The organism is Devosia sp. MDV22-iso42 (genome assembly GCF_058629155.1).
This window is the reverse complement of sequence record NZ_JBZVWR010000006.1, coordinates 656,161-673,748: the sequence shown is the minus strand read 5'-3', so window position 1 is coordinate 673,748 and position 17,588 is coordinate 656,161. Positions and strand designations below refer to the sequence as shown.

General features: G+C 63.8%; 16 protein-coding genes and 1 tRNA gene. 4 read left to right on the top strand and 13 right to left on the bottom strand.

Annotation, left to right across the window (positions count from 1 at the left end):
- The first annotated feature begins 90 nt into the window (after positions 1 to 90).
- Both AC4NN3_RS04935 and AC4NN3_RS04930 read left to right on the top strand, forming a co-directional pair.
- Positions 91 to 798: an amino acid ABC transporter ATP-binding protein gene (locus AC4NN3_RS04935; RefSeq protein ID WP_232846856.1), complete on the top strand. Its 708-nt coding sequence runs from the start codon at positions 91 to 93 to the stop codon at positions 796 to 798.
- Positions 799 to 930: 132 nt separating this feature from the next.
- Positions 931 to 1,941, top strand: a complete 1,011-nt coding sequence (locus tag AC4NN3_RS04930) for an amino acid ABC transporter substrate-binding protein (RefSeq protein WP_491925982.1) — start codon at positions 931 to 933, stop codon at positions 1,939 to 1,941.
- A 9-nt stretch (positions 1,942 to 1,950) separates the two neighbouring features.
- Here AC4NN3_RS04930 and AC4NN3_RS04925 read toward each other — a convergent pair whose 3' ends face one another.
- The 13 genes from AC4NN3_RS04925 to AC4NN3_RS04865 form a co-directional block, all read right to left on the bottom strand.
- Positions 1,951 to 2,667 carry an alanyl-tRNA editing protein gene (locus tag AC4NN3_RS04925; RefSeq protein WP_491925981.1) on the bottom strand — a complete coding sequence of 239 codons (717 nt, stop codon included), beginning with the start codon at positions 2,665 to 2,667 and terminating at the stop codon, positions 1,951 to 1,953.
- Positions 2,668 to 2,676: 9 nt separating this feature from the next.
- Complete coding sequence (gene cls, locus AC4NN3_RS04920; protein WP_491925980.1) at positions 2,677 to 4,128, bottom strand: cardiolipin synthase; 1,452 nt, start codon at positions 4,126 to 4,128, stop codon at positions 2,677 to 2,679.
- A gap of 75 nt (positions 4,129 to 4,203) precedes the next feature.
- On the bottom strand, positions 4,204 to 5,253 hold the full coding sequence (locus tag AC4NN3_RS04915) for a cysteine synthase A (RefSeq protein WP_491925979.1): 1,050 nt from the start codon (positions 5,251 to 5,253) through the stop codon (positions 4,204 to 4,206).
- Between the two features lie 151 nt (positions 5,254 to 5,404).
- Positions 5,405 to 6,811, bottom strand: coding sequence for a cryptochrome/photolyase family protein (locus AC4NN3_RS04910; RefSeq protein WP_491925978.1), 1,407 nt, complete (start codon positions 6,809 to 6,811; stop codon positions 5,405 to 5,407).
- A gap of 47 nt (positions 6,812 to 6,858) precedes the next feature.
- On the bottom strand, positions 6,859 to 7,314 hold the full coding sequence (locus AC4NN3_RS04905; protein WP_491925977.1) for an SRPBCC family protein: 456 nt from the start codon (positions 7,312 to 7,314) through the stop codon (positions 6,859 to 6,861).
- A gap of 182 nt (positions 7,315 to 7,496) precedes the next feature.
- Positions 7,497 to 7,571 (bottom strand) — tRNA-Asn (locus tag AC4NN3_RS04900).
- 102 nt (positions 7,572 to 7,673) lie between these two features.
- On the bottom strand, positions 7,674 to 8,285 hold the full coding sequence (gene mobA, locus AC4NN3_RS04895) for a molybdenum cofactor guanylyltransferase (RefSeq protein ID WP_491925976.1): 612 nt from the start codon (positions 8,283 to 8,285) through the stop codon (positions 7,674 to 7,676).
- Positions 8,282 to 9,493 carry a benzoate/H(+) symporter BenE family transporter gene (locus AC4NN3_RS04890; RefSeq protein ID WP_491925975.1) on the bottom strand — a complete coding sequence of 404 codons (1,212 nt, stop codon included), beginning with the start codon at positions 9,491 to 9,493 and terminating at the stop codon, positions 8,282 to 8,284. Before AC4NN3_RS04890 ends, mobA begins: the two co-directional genes overlap by 4 nt.
- A gap of 89 nt (positions 9,494 to 9,582) precedes the next feature.
- A complete protein-coding gene (locus AC4NN3_RS04885) occupies positions 9,583 to 10,344 on the bottom strand; it encodes an ABC transporter ATP-binding protein (RefSeq protein WP_491925974.1) in 762 nt (253 codons plus the stop codon).
- Positions 10,341 to 11,381, bottom strand: a complete 1,041-nt coding sequence (locus tag AC4NN3_RS04880) for a FecCD family ABC transporter permease (protein ID WP_491925973.1) — start codon at positions 11,379 to 11,381, stop codon at positions 10,341 to 10,343. The genes AC4NN3_RS04885 and AC4NN3_RS04880 overlap by 4 nt, the downstream gene beginning before the upstream one ends.
- Positions 11,378 to 12,415, bottom strand: coding sequence for an ABC transporter substrate-binding protein (locus AC4NN3_RS04875; protein WP_491925972.1), 1,038 nt, complete (start codon positions 12,413 to 12,415; stop codon positions 11,378 to 11,380). Before AC4NN3_RS04875 ends, AC4NN3_RS04880 begins: the two co-directional genes overlap by 4 nt.
- Before the next feature lie 164 nt (positions 12,416 to 12,579).
- Positions 12,580 to 13,884, bottom strand: coding sequence for an NAD(P)/FAD-dependent oxidoreductase (locus tag AC4NN3_RS04870; RefSeq protein ID WP_491925971.1), 1,305 nt, complete (start codon positions 13,882 to 13,884; stop codon positions 12,580 to 12,582).
- Positions 13,884 to 15,248 (bottom strand): glutamine synthetase family protein, encoded by a 1,365-nt coding sequence (locus AC4NN3_RS04865; RefSeq protein WP_491925970.1) that lies wholly within the window; start codon positions 15,246 to 15,248, stop codon positions 13,884 to 13,886. The genes AC4NN3_RS04870 and AC4NN3_RS04865 overlap by 1 nt, the downstream gene beginning before the upstream one ends.
- Before the next feature lie 100 nt (positions 15,249 to 15,348).
- Here AC4NN3_RS04865 and AC4NN3_RS04860 point away from each other — a divergent pair, with 100 nt between their 5' ends.
- Positions 15,349 to 16,122 carry a gamma-glutamyl-gamma-aminobutyrate hydrolase family protein gene (locus tag AC4NN3_RS04860; RefSeq protein ID WP_491925969.1) on the top strand — a complete coding sequence of 258 codons (774 nt, stop codon included), beginning with the start codon at positions 15,349 to 15,351 and terminating at the stop codon, positions 16,120 to 16,122.
- The gene (locus AC4NN3_RS04855) at positions 16,119 to 17,546 is read left to right on the top strand and encodes an aminobutyraldehyde dehydrogenase (protein WP_491925968.1); all 1,428 of its coding nucleotides are present in this window, start codon (positions 16,119 to 16,121) and stop codon (positions 17,544 to 17,546) included. Before AC4NN3_RS04860 ends, AC4NN3_RS04855 begins: the two co-directional genes overlap by 4 nt.
- The last annotated feature ends 42 nt before the right edge of the window (positions 17,547 to 17,588 follow it).

Sequence of the window (17,588 nt, the reverse complement as noted above, 5' to 3'; positions counted from 1 at the left end):
ACACAAACTCCCCAGACTACTGCAACCGAAAAGCCGGGCACCAGCAAAGCCACCAATGCGGGCAAGCGGCCAGCCATCCAGGTCATCGGCATGCACAAGTGGTACAGCGATTTCCACGTCCTGCGTGACATCAACCTGACGGTCAATGATGGCGAGCGCATTGTTATTGCCGGCCCGTCGGGCTCGGGCAAATCGACGCTGATCCGCTGCATCAATCGCCTTGAGGAGCATCAGGAAGGCCAGATCATCGTCAATGGGGTCGAACTGACGGCCGATCTCAAGCGCATCGACGAAGTGCGGCGCGAAGTCGGCATGGTGTTCCAGCACTTCAACTTGTTTCCGCATCTGACCATCCTGCAGAACCTGACCCTGGCGCCGATTTGGGTGCGTGGTACGCCCAAGGCGGAAGCCGAGGCGACTGCCATGCACTATCTCGAGCGGGTCAAAATCCCCGAGCAGGCCAACAAGTTCCCCGGCCAGCTCTCGGGCGGCCAGCAGCAGCGCGTGGCCATTGCCCGCTCGCTCTGCATGCAGCCCAAGATCATGCTGTTCGACGAGCCCACCTCGGCGCTCGATCCGGAAATGGTCAAGGAAGTGCTCGACGTGATGATCAGTCTGGCCGAAGAGGGCATGACCATGATCTGCGTCACGCACGAAATGGGCTTTGCTCGCCAGGTCGCCAATCGCGTCATCTTCATGGATCAGGGCCAGATCATCGAGCAGAACGAGCCTGGGGAGTTCTTCTCCAATCCCCAGCACGAGCGGACCAAGCTCTTCCTCAGCCAGATCCTGCACTGACCATCGAATGTGGATTGTCCCGGCAAATTGCCCGGGGCAATCCGCCCGGCTTGGGTTGACCGGGCCCCGTCGCCTGCCAATATGCGCATGCGAGTGAAGGAAACGATCCGATTGGCCGCAATTGTGAAGCGAATGCCGGCTGTGCTGGCCGCCTTGGTCTGCCTGCTGGGTCTGGCCGTGCTGCCCGCCAATGCCCAGACCCTCGATCTGGTGCGGGCTCGCGGCTTCCTGATCTGCGGCGCCACCAATGCCTTGCCCGGTTTTGCCCAAGTCGATGCCGATGGCCGCTGGTCTGGCTTCGACGTTGATCTCTGCCGGGCCATTGCCGCAGCCGTATTCGGTGATCCCGATCGCATCGAGTTTCGCGCTCTGCGCGGGGAGACGCGCTTTGCGCCGCTGCAGACCGATGGCGTGGACGTGTTGACACGCAATGGTCCCTGGACGGAGCGCCGTGACACGCTCTATGGCGCCAACTATGTTGGTACCGCCTTCTTCGACGGCCAGTCATTCCTCGTGCCGCAATCGCTCGGCCTGGTATCCGCCTTCGAGCTCGACAATGTCCGCATCTGCGTGATCGACGGCGGTGATGACCTCGAGCGCATGCAGGAATTCTTCTTCGCCAATCAGGCCAGCTATGTCGAGGTGCCCTATGAGGACATCGAAGACCTCTCGCTTGCCTATCGGACCGGGCTATGTGACGCGATATCGGCTTCGGGCCGGCAGTTGCAGGCCATCCGTCGCGCCCTGCCGGAGCCAAACGCCCATCGCATCCTGCCCGAGCGCATTTCCAAGGAATTGCTGGGGCCAATGGTCAGTACGGGCGACCCGCAATGGTTCAACATTGTCAGATGGACGCTGTTTGCCTTGGTCAATGCCGAAGAGGTCGGCATCACCTCACTCAACACCGAATCCCTCGCGGCCTCGCACACGCCGGCCATTCGCCGCATTCTCGGCGTCGAAGGTGATTTCGGCACGCCGCTCGGCCTCAAGCCAACCTTCATGGCCGATGCCATCCGCGCCGTCGGCAACTATGCCGAACTCTATGATCGCCACTTCGGCCCGCAAACGGGCGCGGCCCTGTTGCGTGGCCAGAATTCCCTCTGGAGCAATGGCGGCCTGCTCTACGCGCCGCCGGTGCGCTGAGCCACGCAGCTACTCGACAAACAGCAGGTTGACGCGGCGGTTCTGCTTGCCCTTGTTCTCGATCTTGCCGAGCCTGACCGGCCCGATCTCGCCAGTGCTTTGGACATGGGTGCCGCCACACGGCTGCAGGTCGACATCGCCGATCCGGATTAGCCGAACCCGGCCCTGACCCATGGGCGGCTTGACGTTCATGGTCTTGATCAGCTCGGGATTGGCTGCCATCTCCGCGTCTGTGATCCATTCCTGGCTGACCGGATGATCGGCGATGATCATGGCATTGAGCGCGGCTTCAAGCGCCTCGGGATTGTCCGGCGCCTCGGGCATGGCAAAGTCCAGCCGGCCCTTGTCGGCCCCGATCGCGCCCCCGGTCACCGGATAGTCAAAGATCACCGAGAGCAGATGCAGCGCCGTATGCATGCGCATCAGGCGATAGCGCGGAACCCAGTCGAGGGTGGCGGTCACCGTCTCGCCGATGGCCGGCAGGCTACCGTCACCGGCCGGCACATGCACGATCGCTGTCTTGTCTCCGTCAGGGTGCAGGGCGGTGACGATGGCCAGCGTCGAGCCATTCTCGCGCAGCAGGCCGCCGCTATCGCCGGGCTGGCCGCCGGACGCTGCATAGAACACCGTCCGGTCGAGCACGATCCCGCCCTCGGATGTCACAGCCGTGACGGTGGCGCGCACCGATTGCAGATAGCTGTCATCACGGAACAGGAACTCGGTCATCGTCAATACCTACAGCACGGGGGAGAGCAGGCGGGCGGCCTGGGTCAGGAAACGCATGGTCCATGACCGGGATCTGACTTCGTCGGCAGTCACTTCCCGGCAGTTCTTGAAATCTTCAGTCAGCATGGCTTCGACATCGCTGATGGCTTTGGGGTCGGTGAACCACAGCGTGATCTCGAAGTTGATCGCAAACGAGCGATTGTCGAAATTGACGCTCCCCACGGTCGCGATCTTGTCGTCCATCAGCAGCACCTTCTGGTGCAGGAAGCCGTCGGTATAACGCCGGATGGAGATGCCGTGGTTCACCATGGCGTCGGCATGGGCGATGCTGGCGAGCCAGACCAGCTTGTGGTCGGGTTCATTGGGCAACATGATCTGCACATCGACGCCGCGCAGCTTGGCGGCGAACAGCGCGGTACGAATGTCGGTGTCGGGAACGAAATAGGGGCTGACGATCCACAGTCGCTCTCGCGCCCGCCCGATGATGTCGGTGAAGGCAATGGCGCACTCCTCCAGCCGGTCAGCCGGCCCGGTGCCCATGACCAGGACCGATTGCCCGCCGGGCGTGGCGACGCTGGCCGGGGGCGTCGAGGGCAGTACTTCGCCGGTCGCCCATTCCCAGTCTTCCCGAAACAGCAGCGCGCAGCCCAGCGCCGCCGGTCCCGAAACACGGACATGGGTGTCGCGCCAGCGGCCAAATTTTGGGTCTTCGCCGAGATATTCGACGCCCACATTGTGACCGCCAACCCAGGCATGCTCGCCATCCGCAACCACGATCTTGCGATGATTGCGGTAGTTGATCCGCGTCGGACCATAGAGCCGCATGAACTTGTGGCGCTGGTTGAAGCCGGCAACCTTGATGCCGGCGGCCCGCAATGCGGCGCGATATCGCCTTGGCATGCCCGTGCTGCCAATGTCATCGTAGAGCAGGTAGACCTTCACGCCGGCATTGGCCCGCTCGATCAGGCGCTCCGCCAGTTCTTGCCCCAGCGCGTCGTCGCGCACGATATAGAACTGCACCAGCAGATATGACTTGGCGGCCGCGATGCCGGCAAAAATGGAATCGAAGGTGGCCCGCCCATCCACCAGCAGCTCCACATCATTGCCGCTCAGAAACGGTACCTCGGAAACTTTGGTCTGCACCGGCCAGCGGGCGCCTGCCCTGTGGTCGATCAGCGCCAGGTCCTTGGCGCGCAAGGGACGCGCCGCCCGGCCATTGCGAATCCGGTCCGTCGCATAGTCGTCAAACGCCTTCCAGCCAACGACGAGGTAGAGAAAGGCTGTCGGAAACGGCAGCAGGCCCAGCGCCAGGATCCAGGCGATCGACCCCTGCGAGGTCCTCGAGATCATGATCTCGCGCACCGCGCAGATGAAGGCCAGCAGATAGATCGCTGCCATGATGGCGGCGACAATGTGGAAGTCGGCAATGATTGCCCGCAATATGTCGTCAAGACCAACCAAGATTATCACCCAGACACGTCATCGCTGACACTAGCAGCCTTACTGGCCCGAACAATGCCAACGGCGTCGACCGGCTCAGACCGCGTCAGCTTCCATCACGCTGGAAATATCGATGGGGGTGCGGTCTTCCATCCAGGGCGGGACCGGCAGGTTCTTGCCGCGCAGAAAATCGGGATTGTAGATCTTGCTGGCATAGCGATTGCCATAGTCGCACAGGATCGTCACGATGGTCTTGCCCGGCCCCAGATCGCGGGCCATGCGCACGGCGCCGGCAATGTTGATGGCGCTCGACCCGCCCAGGCACAGACCCTCATGCTGCAGCAGATCAAAGATGTAGGGCAGGGCCTCGGCATCGGAAATTTGGTACGGATTGTCGACCGTCAGACCCTCGAGATTGGCGGTGATGCGGCCTTGGCCAATGCCTTCGCTGATCGAGTCGCCTGACGATTTGAGCTCCCCGTGCGCGTAGTAATTGTAGAGTGCCGCCCCCTCGGGGTCAGCCAGGCCGATCTTGACGTCGGCATTGCGGGCGCGCAGCGCCTCGGCCACGCCCGCCAGCGTGCCACCCGAGCCAACGGCACAGATGAAGCCGTCGATACGGCCGTTGGTCTGCTGCCAGATTTCCGGACCGGTGGTTTCCACATGCGCACGCCGGTTGGCGATATTGTCGAACTGGTTCGCCCAGATGGCGCCCTCGGGCAGTTCGGCATTGAGCTTGTCGGCCAGCCGGCCGGACAGCTTGATGTAATTGTTGGGGTTCTTGTACGGCTTGGCCGGAACCTCGATCAGCTCGGCCCCATAAAGGCGCAGCGCGTCCTTCTTTTCCTGGCTCTGCGTCTCGGGAATGACGATCACCGACTTGAAGCCAAGTGAGTTGGCCACCAGCGTCAGGCCGATCCCGGTATTGCCGGCCGTGCCTTCGACAATGGTGCCGCCGGGCTTGAGCCGGCCGGACTTGACGGCATCATGGATGATGAACAGCGCTGCGCGATCCTTGACCGACTGCCCAGGATTGAGGAACTCCGCCTTGCCCCAGATGTCGCATCCCGTCAGGGTCGAAACCCGGTTGAGACGGATCAACGGCGTATTGCCGATAGCGGAGATAAGGTCTTTGTGCTTGGCCATGGCGCAATCTGCTGGAGCTGGTAAACCGTGACCGTAGGGCCGGCCCGCGTCGGCTGCAAGCCATAACCGCCTGCACGGGCGGAGCTTTCCGCCCATTGGCTCGTCAACGCAATGGCAGTGCGCGCCACGCTTGCCGGCGCAATATCATTCCCTAGAGGGCGGCCGCGGCTGCCAGGGCCCGCGCTCTTGACGTCTTCAGATCAACAATCGGGGCAGGGTAGGTTTGGCCAATGATGACACCCGCCCGTTCCAGCACGCCAGCCGGCGCCTCCGAGGGACTGTGTACCCAGTCGTCCGGCAGCGCCGCCAGTTCAGGCAACCAGCGCCGCACATATCCACCCGCCGCATCAAAGCGCCCACCCTGTGTCACCGGATTGAAGATGCGGAAATAGGGGGCCGCATCGAGCCCGCTGCCCGCCACCCATTGCCAGCTGGCTGGATTGCTGGCCACATCGCTGTCCACCAGGCAGTCCCAGAACCACCGCTCGCCCAGCCGCCAGTCGATCAGCAGGTTCTTGGTCAGCAGCGATGCCACCAGCATGCGGACCCGGTTATGCATATAGCCCGTCTCCCACAGCTCGCGCATGCCCGCATCGATGATTGGCAGGCCCGTCTGCCCGTGCTGCCAGGCGGCAAGATCATCGGGTGCATCCCGCCATGCCATGCCGACATATTTGGCTTGCATGGGTTCCTGGGTAATGTCGCAGCGGTGATAGAGTTGATGGTAGCTGAAGTCCCGCCACGCCAGCTCGGACAGGAATTTGTCGACCGCACCGGCCTGTTCTGGCGCCAGTTCCGCCGCCAGCATGCCAGCCTGCCAGATCTGCCGGGGACTGATCTCGCCAAAGCGCAGATGCGGCGACAGGCCCGAAGTGGCATCGCAATCGGGGATGTCACGCCGCTCGGGATAATCGCCGACACGGTGGTCGAGAAAGTCGGCCAGCATGCGCTGCGCCGAGGCCTCCCCCACATACCAGTAGCCGCCCAGTTTTTCCGCCCAATGCGGTTCCTGGTATTCGGTATCGACAGGGACGGGGGCTCGCGGCGTCCCCGCCTCGGGGCGCCCCAGTGGCGCGGTCAGGCGCTGCTGTTTGAGTGTTTTCCAGAACGGGGTGAAAACCGAATAGGGCTTGTCTTGGCCGGTGCTGATCTCCCACGGCTCGATCAGGACATTGGCTCCGAACGACTCGGTCTTGGTGCCCCGCGCCGTCAGCCAGGTTTTGATGGCGGCATCGACCGCGCGCTCGCCTGGTGCATAGCGCCGGTTCCAGAACACACCATCGATGGCTTGCTCCTCCACCAGGTCAGCAATGATCACGCCGGGGACTCCACGGCGGACCAGCAGATCGACACCCAGCGCTGCCAGATCTGCTTCCAGGGCGTTCAGGCTCTGGTGCAGCCACCAGCGTGCGGCCGCACCGGGCGGCCGCACGCCGATATTTTCCTCGTGGATGTAAAGGGCTATAGCCCGGTCTGCGCCGCGCATCGCGGCCATCAGGGCCGGGTTGTCAGAAACGCGCAGATCGTTGCGCAGCCAGGCAATATGGGTCGAACGCATTACGGGCCTCCGCGCCTGTTACGCACGGACGGCCCGATCGGTTCAGCTTAGGCCATGACCTCGGCAAGATGTTCGAGCGCGGCGTTCCACGCCTCGATGGAAAAAATGCGCGATTCCGGATCGGCATGCGCTAGGCCGCGTTCGGTCAGCGTAATCTGCGTCTGCTCGTCGCCTAATGCCTTGAACAGGATTTCGAGCACGAATATCAGATCGTCCTCCTCGTCCTCCTCGTCCTTGTGCACCCAGCTCATCACCAGCTTCTGGTTTTCCACGAAGGCCAGGATTTCGCCGCTGACGGTATGATCCTCGGGATCTTCGTCGTCACCGAACGTGGTGAAGGTGTATTCTCCGCCCTCGAAGGCATCGAGTTCGGCCTGATCGGCCTGCCACTGTTCGATCAGTGCCGGATCGGTCCAGGCCTTGAACACGTCATCGACATGGGCGTCGATGGTCCGGGTCAGGGTAATCTGGCTTTCGCCGTCCAAGTCCATGCCATTGCTCATGCGAGCACCTCTTTGTTGGCGAGCAGCGCCCGATCACGGCCGGTTGGCCAGGAACGCTGACAAACTTCAGATATAGCCGATGCCGTCCGGCCCGGCGATAGCGCCGAGCACTGCCGCGCCGATAGGGCGGACGCAGCGATCTGACATGGTGGGGAGATTGCTCAATTCGAGCAGGGAACGAATGGCTCCGCGGGTAGGATTCGAACCTACGACCAATCGGTTAACAGCCGATTGCTCTACCACTGAGCTACCGCGGAACACCTTCGTTGACCTTCTTGCGAAGGCGAGGTCCATGTACCGAACTTGCTTTGCTTTGCCAAGCCCCAATTGCCGTGCATGTGAATAAGTTGCGGCAGCGCCTACAGCGAAGCGCGGCGCTGCAGGGCCAGCAGGTCGGCAAGGGTATTGATATTGGCAAAGGGATTGCTGCTCGCACCAGCGGTCCAGTCAACACGCTGCGCGCCAAGGCTGCGCTGCAAGGCCTTGAGGCTGGCCGGGCCACTGGCGCCACTGACGCACGCTGGCAGGCCCTGCAGGGCCTCCAGCCGCCAGGCCGCGTTGGGTGGGTAGAAGTCCTGGTGCCAGGCGGCATAGACAGCCCTGGCGTCGCCCAATCCGTCGATCAGCCGGGAAACGAAATCGGTCGGCAGAAAACCTGTATCAACCGCGACGCTGACCAGCAGTCCGTCTGTGATGCCCGATTCTGCCAGGTGCGCCACTGCGGCGGCCAACCCCGCCAGCGGCCCGGCGCAGAGTGAGTCGCGATCCGGCACGCTTACACAGGTCGGCGGCAGGTCCAGCCTGTGTCCGGGTGGGCCACTGGCCACCAGGATGGGGAACTGCACCGCGCCGAGTGCACTGACCACCCGATCAAGCTGGCGCTCTCCACCGAGGCGCAGGTCCGCCTTCCGCACCCCGCCCAGGCGCGTGCCCTGGCCGCCGGCAATGATCACGGCATGGGGCAGCGTCATGCCCCGGTGGTCTCGACAGGCGGCTTGATGCCGAACCGCAGCAGCACCAGCATGGCAATGCCGCCCACCAGGCCCCAGAAGGGTGCCCCGACGCCGATCATGGTGATCCCTGAGGCCGTGATCACGAAGGTGAAGATGGCCGGCAGGCGGGTCTCCTCATGCACCAGCGCCCCCGCCAGTGCCGCCGTCAGGCTCGACAGCAGTGCCAGTCCGGCCACCGCCTGGATCAGCAGCGGCGGCGATGCCGCGATGAACGCCGCGGCCAGGCTGGCTGCCGGAGCCAGCAGCAGATACACCGCGCCGGCAGCAATCGGCGCCGGCCAGCGCTTGTCCTTGTCGGGATGCGCTTCCGGACCGGCGCAGATCGCCGCCGTGATGGCCGCCAGATTGCTGGTATGGCCGCCAAACAGGGCCGTCACGGCGCTGGCGATACCGGTTATGACAAAGAGCGGCGCCGGCGCCAGCACGAAACCATTGGCCTGCATCACCGCCAGCCCCGGCAGGTTCTGCGACGCCATGGTGACGATATAGAGCGGCAGGCCGATGCGCACGATAGCGTCCAGCGTGAAGACCGGCATGACCGGCACCAGCGCCGGCCAGCTCGAATCCAGCGCGCCCGGCGGCAGATTGGTCGTCAGCGCAAGCACGATCCCCGTCACCAGCACGGCAATCGGCACGGCATAGCGCCGGGCAAAGCGCAGGCCGATGATCCAGGCGAGCAGGATGGGCAAAGCCAGCATCGGCATCTTGGCCACGGCGGTAATGGGTGCAAGGCATAGGGTCAGCAGCATGCCGGCCAGCATGGCATTGGCGATCGGCGCGGGAATGGCCGCCATCAGCCGCGCCAGCGGCTTGATGAGGCCCGTGAGCAGAATCAACGCTGCCGCTACGAGGAAGGCCCCCGACACGGCCGGAAAGCCGCCTACCGGCTCGCCCACCGTCAACAGGAACGCGACGCCGGGGGTCGTCCAGGCAAAGCTGACCGGCACCCGCAGACGGGCACTGACCACGATGTTGAGAATGCCGATGGCAATGCAGACGCTCATCAGGCCCGAGCCGGCCTGCTGCGGCGAGGCACCCGACGCGGTCAGCGCCGCCAGCACCAGCGTAAAGGTGCTGGCATAGCCGACGATCGCCGCCAATGCACCGGCCATGACCGGCTGAAAATACTCGCGCCTGCTTGGCACTTTATCGGCTATCTGGCTCACTCGACTCTCCGTTGCTGCCGCCACACTAGGGGAGGTCTGCAGGAGCCGGGAAGCCAAAACCGCGGCGAACGGTTCATCCGCCGCCGCGGCTACAGCAAATAGTGGATATGCAGCTTGCTGTGATGTGGTGAGGGCGCGATTCTGGCCTCGATGCGAAAGACCTCCCGCAGCAAGTGTTCACTCAACACCTCCTCAGGCGTTCCGGTGGCAACGATGCGTCCCTTGTCCATCACCGCCAGCCGGTCGCAGAACATCGCGGCATGATTGAGATCGTGCAATGCCACAATGCTGGTGACGGGCAGAGCATTCACCAGTCGCAGAATTTCGATCTGGTGCTGGATGTCGAGATGATTGGTCGGCTCGTCCAGCACGATTTCACTGGGCATTTGGGCAAGTGCTCGCGCGATGTGCACCCGCTGCCGCTCGCCCCCCGACAGCGTCTGCCAGTTTTGGCCGCGCCGGGCGGTCAACCCGACACGATCCAGCGCCGCCTCGACCGCCGCGTCATCGGCACTGGTCCAGGGCGACAGCGCCGAGCGATGCGGCGTGCGGCCCAGCCGGACCACATCGAGCACGGTGACACTGGCGTCGGTGGTGGCGTGTTGTTCCACCAGCGCCACCCGCCGGGCCAGCCGCCGGCGACTAATATGGTCAATCGGCTCTCCGTCCAGCGTCACCTGGCCGGAATCCGGCTTGCGCAGACCCACCAGCAAGCGCAGCAGCGACGACTTGCCCGACCCATTGGGGCCCAGCAGCCCCAGCATCTTGCCAGGCTCGGCGGCGATCGAAACGTCATCGACAATGACGGTCTTGCCGGCTGCCCAGCTGATTCTGTCTGCCTTGATGGTCATACGGCGCGCCTCGCCCGATAGAGGATGACCGAGAAGAACGGCACACCGATCAGCGCCGTCACCACGCCAATCGGGAGTACCTGCTGGGGAATGATGATCCGCGAGACAATGTCGGCCAGAACCATGAAGATGGCGCCGATCCCGACACAGGCCGGCAGGAGTCGCAGGTGCAGCGGCCCGACCAGGAATCGCGCCACATGGGGCACCACCAGGCCGACAAAGCCGATCGATCCCACCATGCTCACAATGGTCGCCGTGAGCATGGCCGTGGTGGCGAACAGGATGATGCGGACCCGCACCACCGGAATGCCCAGCGATGATGCCGCATCGTCACCGAAGGTGAACGCGTCGAGTGCCCTTGCATAGAAGAGGCAGATGGCCAGGGCGATCAGCACCACGACCAATGCCAGTTGAAACTCCGGCCAGCGGACGCCACCGAAACTGCCCAGCAGCCAGAACATCACGTCGCGCGCCTGCTGCGCATTGGCCGAGGTGCTCACGATGTAGGAGGTCAGCGCATTGAACAGTTGCGAGGCAGCGACGCCGGCCAGAATGGTGCGGTCAGCCCCGCCCCGCGCACCACTGGCCAAGATGACCACGAATAGAAACGCCGCGAGCGCGCCGGCAAAGGCGCCGCTGGAAAGCGTAACCGCACCGGCACCAACGCCCAGCACGATCACCGAGACGGCGCCGGTTGATGCGCCGGCCGAAATGCCCAGCACATAGGGCTCTGCCAGCGGGTTGCGCAGCAAAGACTGCAGGATGGCGCCACACAGCGCCAGCCCGGCACCACAAAGCGCGGCCACCAGGGCGCGGCTCAACCGATAGTCCCAGATGACGCTTTCATGGATCTTGTCGAGTGGCACCGCCGTCCAGCCCAGCCGGTTGGTGATGGCGTGGAACGTCGTCGATGGCGGAATCGCCAGCTCGCCAATGCCCACGCCCGCGCCAATCGATACGGCCAGCAGCGCCAGCGACAGCACGGCGAGCAGACCGAGACCGGCCCGCCCGCTCAGAGTGCGGCTGACGAGGCTCACTTGATCAGACCAAAGCCCACGAGCTGATCGACCAGCTGCTCAGCGCCATAGATGGTGCGGATGGTCGGGTTCATCGCCTGTCCGTCCATCACCGCGATATGGCCGTTCTTGACGGCATCGATCTGGCTGACCACCGGATCGCTGGTCAGGAAGGCCTTTTTGGCCGCAGGCTTGTCCAGATCCCAGCGATTGCGGTCGAGATCGGCGATCACCAGCACGGTCGGGTTGGCAGCGACAATGCCTTCCCAGCTCACCGTCGGCCATTCGGCTTCGGTGGTGATGGCATTGTGGCCGCCCAGCAGGTCGGCGATGAAGCCGGATGCGCCATTCTTGCCGCCCAGATAGGCGTCATCGGCCGGCGACGGGCTGGAGAACCAGAAGACAAAGGATGGATCACCATCGCTGCCCGCCACCCGCTCGCGGATGGCCGCCTCGCGGGCCTTGAACGAGGCAATCAGTTCCTGGCCGCGATCGCTGACGTCAAAGATCTGCGCCAGTTCGTCGATCTCCTGGTAGAGCAGATCCATATTCCACAGGCTGGCGCGGCTGCCATGCACGTCGGCCACATTGTCGGATGTGGCGCAGACGCCGGGCGACAGATAGCTCGGAATGTCGAGATTGGCGAAGTCTTCGCGCGTGGCAATGGTGCTGTTAGGGCCGAGCAGATTGAGCAACTGGGCGGCCACGAAGTCGGGACGCTCGGCTAGAACGGTTTCCAATGTCGGAATTTCGACCGTCAGCAGCTTCACCTTTTCATTAGCCGCTGCCAGCTCGGGCAGCACTTTGGACGGCCAGAAGGCGGTGCCCGCAACGCGATCCTCAAGGCCCAGCAGCAGCATGATCTCGGCGCTGTTCTGCCCCAGCGCCATCGCCCGTTCCGGCGCTTTGGCAAAGGTGATGTCGACGCCGCAATTGGACAGTGTCAGCGGATAGCTGGTCGGGCCGGCAAAAGCGGCGCCGGCGGTCAGGCTGCTGGCAAGAATCAGTGCGGTGGCGGCAAGGCGCGACCAGCGGGCGACGGCAGAATGGGGCATGGGGGAGATCCTGTTGGCGGAAGGCGCGCCAGGCGAACCGGCGGCGCCCGCCATCTACCAAACAAGGCCGCCAGAAAACAAGATCATTATTGTCATATTATCCGAGAGAATGGCGCCGCCTGTTGCGCGGCGCCATTCCGGGCAAATTAACGGCCGTCGCGCCGTCAGATCCCCAGCCTGTCCTTGAGCGCGTACCACCACGAGCCCAGCGTCGAATACTGCGCCCGGAACATTCTGCCACCGGGGAAGGAGATCCAGGGCAGCTTGGCGAAGGTGTCGAAGCGCGTCAGGTCGCCGCGCACGGCTTCACCCAGGATGCGACCGAACAGGTGCGATCCGGTAATACCGTGGCCGCTATAGCCATGCGCGAAATACACCTTGTCGCCCAACCGGCCGAGCTGCGGCACGCGCGAGAAGGACAGCGCGAAATTGCCGCTCCAGGCATAGTCGATTTTGACGTCGGCCAGTTGCGGAAATACCTTGTCCATATTGGGCCGCAGCTTGGCGATCACGTCGGCCGGATCGGTGCCGCCATAGACGACGCCACCGCCAAAGATCAGCCGGTGATCGGCGCTCAGCCGGAAATAGTCGAGAATGTAGCGCACGTCTTCCACGCACATGCCGGTCGGGAGCAGGGCCTTGGCACGCTGTTCGCCCAAGGGCGCCGTGGCCATCATCTGGGTCGAGACCGGCATCACGCGCGCCGTCAGTTCTGGTACCACATTGCCCAGATAGGCATTGCCGCAGACCAGCACGGCATTGGCCGTGACCCGGCCCCTGGCGGTGGTCACGGTAGCCTTGTCAGCGTCCTGCTCCACCTTGGTGACCGGGGAGTTTTCGTAAATGACCCCGCCCAGGCCTTCGAGGGCTTTGGCTTCGCCCAGCACCAGATTGAGCGGATGCATATGGCCGCCCGAATGGTCGATCATGCCGCCTTCATAGACATTGCTGCCGATATGCTTGCGGATGCCGGCCTTGTCGAGCATCTCATGGTCATCCATGCCATGCTGGCGCCACAGCGCCTGCTTGGCTTCCAGGTCGCGCATATGGGCCGGCGTATAGGCAGCATAGATATTGCCGCGCTGCAGATCGCAGTCGATGCCATAGCGTTCGACCCAGTCGTAGATGATCCCGGCGCCTTCCTGTACCAGCCCGCCGACGAAATTGGCGGTCTGCGCACCATAGCGCTTGCCGATGGTGTCGAGGCTGGCATTGAGGCCATTGACCACCTGGCCGCCATTGCGGCCCGAGGCGCCCCACCCGACGCTGGCGCCCTCCACGACCACCACCTTGAAACCCTGCTCAGCCAGATGCAGCGCGGCGGAAAGGCCAGAATAGCCGGCGCCGACGACGCATATATCGGCCTGTGCCTCCCCCTCAAGGGTCACCGGCTGGCGGATGATATTGCGCGAGGCGGCGTAATAGCTCGGCGGGTAGCTGCCGTCGCCGGCGTAACTCTTGGCCGTCATCACACGATCTCCAGATAGGCACTGAATTCCAGGTCGGAGACCTGCGAGGCAAAGCCGGCAATTTCCTGTCGCTTGCAGGCAACAAACATCGAGTGCAGGGTCGGATCGAAAATACGGGCAATCATGTCGCCATCTTCAAAGGCGTTCACCGCCGAGGCCCAGTCAGCCGGCAGCTTGGGCAACCGCTCCGAATAGGCCCGGCCCTTGAACGGCTTGGGCGGCTTGATCTCGTCTTCGATGCCTGCCAGTGCCGCGCCGAGAATGCCAGCCAGCACTAGATAGGGATTGGCATCGGCACCGGCGACGCGGTGTTCGATACGGCGCGCCTTCGGATTCCCACCCGGAATGCGCACTGCCGTGGTCCGGTTCTCATAGCCCCAGGACACCGCACTTGGGGCGTGCGTATCGGGGCGCAGCCGGCGGTAGGAGTTGAAATGCGGCGCAAACAGCAGCGTTGATTCCGCCATGCCCTGCAACAGTCCGCCCACGGCATGCAGCATCACTTCCGACCCGGTCTCGGTGCCGTCATCGAACACATTGATACCGGCGGCGTCGTTCAGGCTGAAATGCACGTGAAAGCCATTGCCCGAGCGGCCGCCATAGGGCTTGGCCATGAAGGTGGCAACCAGCTTGTGCTTGCGCGCCACGCCCTTGACGATCCGCTTGAACAACACCGCGTCGTCGGCCGCCTTGAGCGCGTCGGAGCTGTGCAGCAGGTTGATCTCGAACTGGCCGATGCCGTTTTCGGCCACCGCGGTGTCGGCAGGCACGTTCTGCTGCTCGCATTGCAGATAGACGTCGCGGAAGAACTCGCCGAAATCCTCGAGCTCGTCGAGCGACAAAATGGCGTCCGAATCCAGCCGCTTGCCGGTATAGGGCGAAATCGGCGGTCGCGCGGAATCGGCCTCGGGGTCGACGAGATAGAATTCGAGCTCGGTCGCCACCACCGGCGTCAGCCCATGTTCGGCAAAGCGCCGCACCACATGCGCCAGCGCCTGGCGCGGATCACCCAGAAAGGGTGTGTGCACGTCCTGGAACAACCAGAGCGGGATCATGGCGCTCGGCCTTGTCGTCCAGTTGATGGGTAGCGCGCCGCGGCCGGTCGGGCTGCAGATGCCATCGGTGTCGCCACTGGTGAACACCATCGGATTGCCCACGATGTCCTCGCCCCACACGTCCACGCCCACGATCGACAGCGGCATGCGAATGCCATTGTCGGCAATGCGGCGCGCCTGGTCGATGGGGATGCGCTTGCCGCGCATGATGCCGTTGAGATCAACGACGGCCGTGTGCAGCACTTCCACCTGGGGGTTCTGGTCCAGCCAGGTGACGATGTCCGCGCTGTTGTTCAATTCGGTGCTCATGCCTGTCCGACGGGTTTTTTGTATGTCATAGCGTTAGCCTAGCAGGTGCCACGCACTTTAGGGAGGCCTCGGCCTTCCGCATCCCAAAGGCCCAGGCAACATGGTAGAACAGCACCGTCCCGTCATTGGCATCATCGCCTGCGGTCGTGCCGTCGAAGGCGAGCCCGCCCAGATCGTCAAACACCGCTATATTGAGGGCGTGGAGCGCTTTGCCGACGCGGTGCCGCTGCTGATCCCCTCCCATCAGTCCGCTGCCAATGCGACCGACATCGTGGCGCGTCTCGATGCCGTGCTGCTGACGGGCAGCAACTCCAATATCGACCCGGTCCACTATGGTTCGGACCATCCTGGGCAGGCGCCCATCGATTCGGCGCGCGACGTGCTGAGCACGGCGCTGATCCAGGCGGCCATCGCCGCCGGCAAGCCGGTCTTCGGCATTTGTCGCGGCCTGCAGGAAATCAACGTCGCCCTGGGCGGCACGTTGCGCGACATGCGCAGCGCCGACGGGGCAGGGCTGCACCACGCCTCTGACGACGCCGATCTCGACGCCATGTTCGGCCACGCCCACCCGATCGCGCTGTCGCCTGGCGGTGTCCTGGCTGGCGTGACGGGCAGCGACGCGCTGACCGTCAACAGCGTGCACTTCCAGACCATCGATCGGCTGGCGCCTGGCCTGATGGTCAATGCCACCGGTCCGGACGGCATTATCGAGGCCATAGCGGCCACCGCCACGCCGGCGCCGGTTTTTGCCGTACAGTGGCATCCCGAATGGCGGCCGCAGGAGCGCCCGCATGACCTGGCCTTCTGGCACTATGTCGGACAGGCCGCCCGTACCCATTATCAGCCAGCCAAAGCTCCGGAGTTGACCCCATGACCGAATTCGAGACCCGGCTGTTCATCAATGGCGCGTTTGTCGAGGGGCAGGGCGCGGTTGAAGTCGCCTTCGAGCCGGCTCGCGGCACGCTTTTGGCCGAAGTCGCCTCGGCAAGTCCGGCCCAGGTCGATGCCGCCGTCGCCGCGGCTGCTGCTGCCTTCAAGAGCTGGGCCAAGACCACGCCAAAACAGCGCAGCGCCGCCCTTTGGCGCATTGCCGATCTGATCGAGGAACGGGCCGATACTTTGGCCAGCGTTGAATCGCGCAATGCCGGCAAGCCGCTGCGCTTCGTCAAGGGCGGGGAACTGGCCAATGTCGCCGACGTGTTCCGCTTTTACGCCACCGCCGTCCGTAACATGCCGGCCCCCGCTGCCGGCAATTTCCGCTCACCCGCTCTCACCAGCCTGATCCGCCGCGACCCCATCGGCGTCGTCGCCCAGATCGCCCCCTGGAACTACCCGCTGCTGATGTCGGCCTGGAAAATTGCGCCGGCCATTGCCGCAGGCAATACCGTGGTCATCAAGCCCAGCGAACTGACGCCGCTCAGCCTGCTCGAGCTGGGCAAGATCTTTGCCGAGGTCCTGCCGCCCGGCGTGGTCAACGTCATCTGCGGCAATGGCCTCGATGTCGGCCAGCGGCTCATCTCGCACGACACCGTGCGCATGATCTCGCTGACCGGCGATGTCCGCACCGGCCGGGCCGTCCTGCAGGCGGCCGCCGGCCCGATGATCAAGCGCACCCATCTTGAGCTCGGCGGCAAGGCGCCGGTGATCGTCTGCGAGGATGCCGATCTCGACAAGCTGGTCGAGACGCTGCGCGAGGCCAGCTTCTACAATGCCGGCCAGGATTGCACCGCCGCCTGCCGCATCTTCGTCCAGGCCAATATCGCCCAGTCCCTGACCGACAAGCTGGAGACCATGATCGGCTCGCTGGTCTATGGCCAGCCCGATCGCGACGATGTCGAATTTGGCCCGGTGATCAGCGAGCGCCAGCTTGAGCGTGTCGACGGCTTTGTCAGCCGCGCCCGCGCTGCCGGCGCCGACGTCATGCAGGGCACTGCAGCTGAATCAGGCGGGTATTTCTTCGCCCCCACCCTGGTCGCCGCACCCATCGACGCCGAAATCGTCCAGAAGGAAGTCTTCGGCCCGGTGCTGAGCATCACCCCGTTTGAGGATGCACAGACGGCTCTGGGCTGGGCCAACGATTCGGAATATGGCCTGGGATCGTCGGTCTGGTCGCGCGATACCGGCACGGCCATGGGCCTGGCCAATGCGCTGGAATATGGCGTCACCTGGATCAATACCCACGGTGTTATGGCCACCGAAATGCCGCATGGCGGCATGAAGAACTCCGGCTATGGCTCTGATCTGTCGATGCAATCGCTGATCGACTACACCCAGATCCGCCATCTCATGATCGGCTGAGCCGAACGCACAAAGAGAAGGCCCCCGCAGATCTGCGAGGGC

Coding starts and splice junctions, on each gene's coding strand:
- AC4NN3_RS04915 (WP_491925979.1), bottom strand. CDS start 5,253: ATGGCCAAGCACAAAGACCTTATCTCCGCTATCGGCAATACGCCGTTG.
- AC4NN3_RS04930 (WP_491925982.1), top strand. CDS start 931: ATGCCGGCTGTGCTGGCCGCCTTGGTCTGCCTGCTGGGTCTGGCCGTG.
- AC4NN3_RS04860 (WP_491925969.1), top strand. CDS start 15,349: ATGGTAGAACAGCACCGTCCCGTCATTGGCATCATCGCCTGCGGTCGT.
- AC4NN3_RS04885 (WP_491925974.1), bottom strand. CDS start 10,344: ATGACCATCAAGGCAGACAGAATCAGCTGGGCAGCCGGCAAGACCGTC.
- AC4NN3_RS04925 (WP_491925981.1), bottom strand. CDS start 2,667: ATGACCGAGTTCCTGTTCCGTGATGACAGCTATCTGCAATCGGTGCGC.
- AC4NN3_RS04935 (WP_232846856.1), top strand. CDS start 91: ATGCACAAGTGGTACAGCGATTTCCACGTCCTGCGTGACATCAACCTG.
- mobA (WP_491925976.1), bottom strand. CDS start 8,285: ATGACGCTGCCCCATGCCGTGATCATTGCCGGCGGCCAGGGCACGCGC.
- AC4NN3_RS04905 (WP_491925977.1), bottom strand. CDS start 7,314: ATGAGCAATGGCATGGACTTGGACGGCGAAAGCCAGATTACCCTGACC.
- AC4NN3_RS04875 (WP_491925972.1), bottom strand. CDS start 12,415: ATGCCCCATTCTGCCGTCGCCCGCTGGTCGCGCCTTGCCGCCACCGCA.
- AC4NN3_RS04855 (WP_491925968.1), top strand. CDS start 16,119: ATGACCGAATTCGAGACCCGGCTGTTCATCAATGGCGCGTTTGTCGAG.
- AC4NN3_RS04910 (WP_491925978.1), bottom strand. CDS start 6,811: ATGCGTTCGACCCATATTGCCTGGCTGCGCAACGATCTGCGCGTTTCT.
- AC4NN3_RS04865 (WP_491925970.1), bottom strand. CDS start 15,248: ATGAGCACCGAATTGAACAACAGCGCGGACATCGTCACCTGGCTGGAC.
- AC4NN3_RS04870 (WP_491925971.1), bottom strand. CDS start 13,884: ATGACGGCCAAGAGTTACGCCGGCGACGGCAGCTACCCGCCGAGCTAT.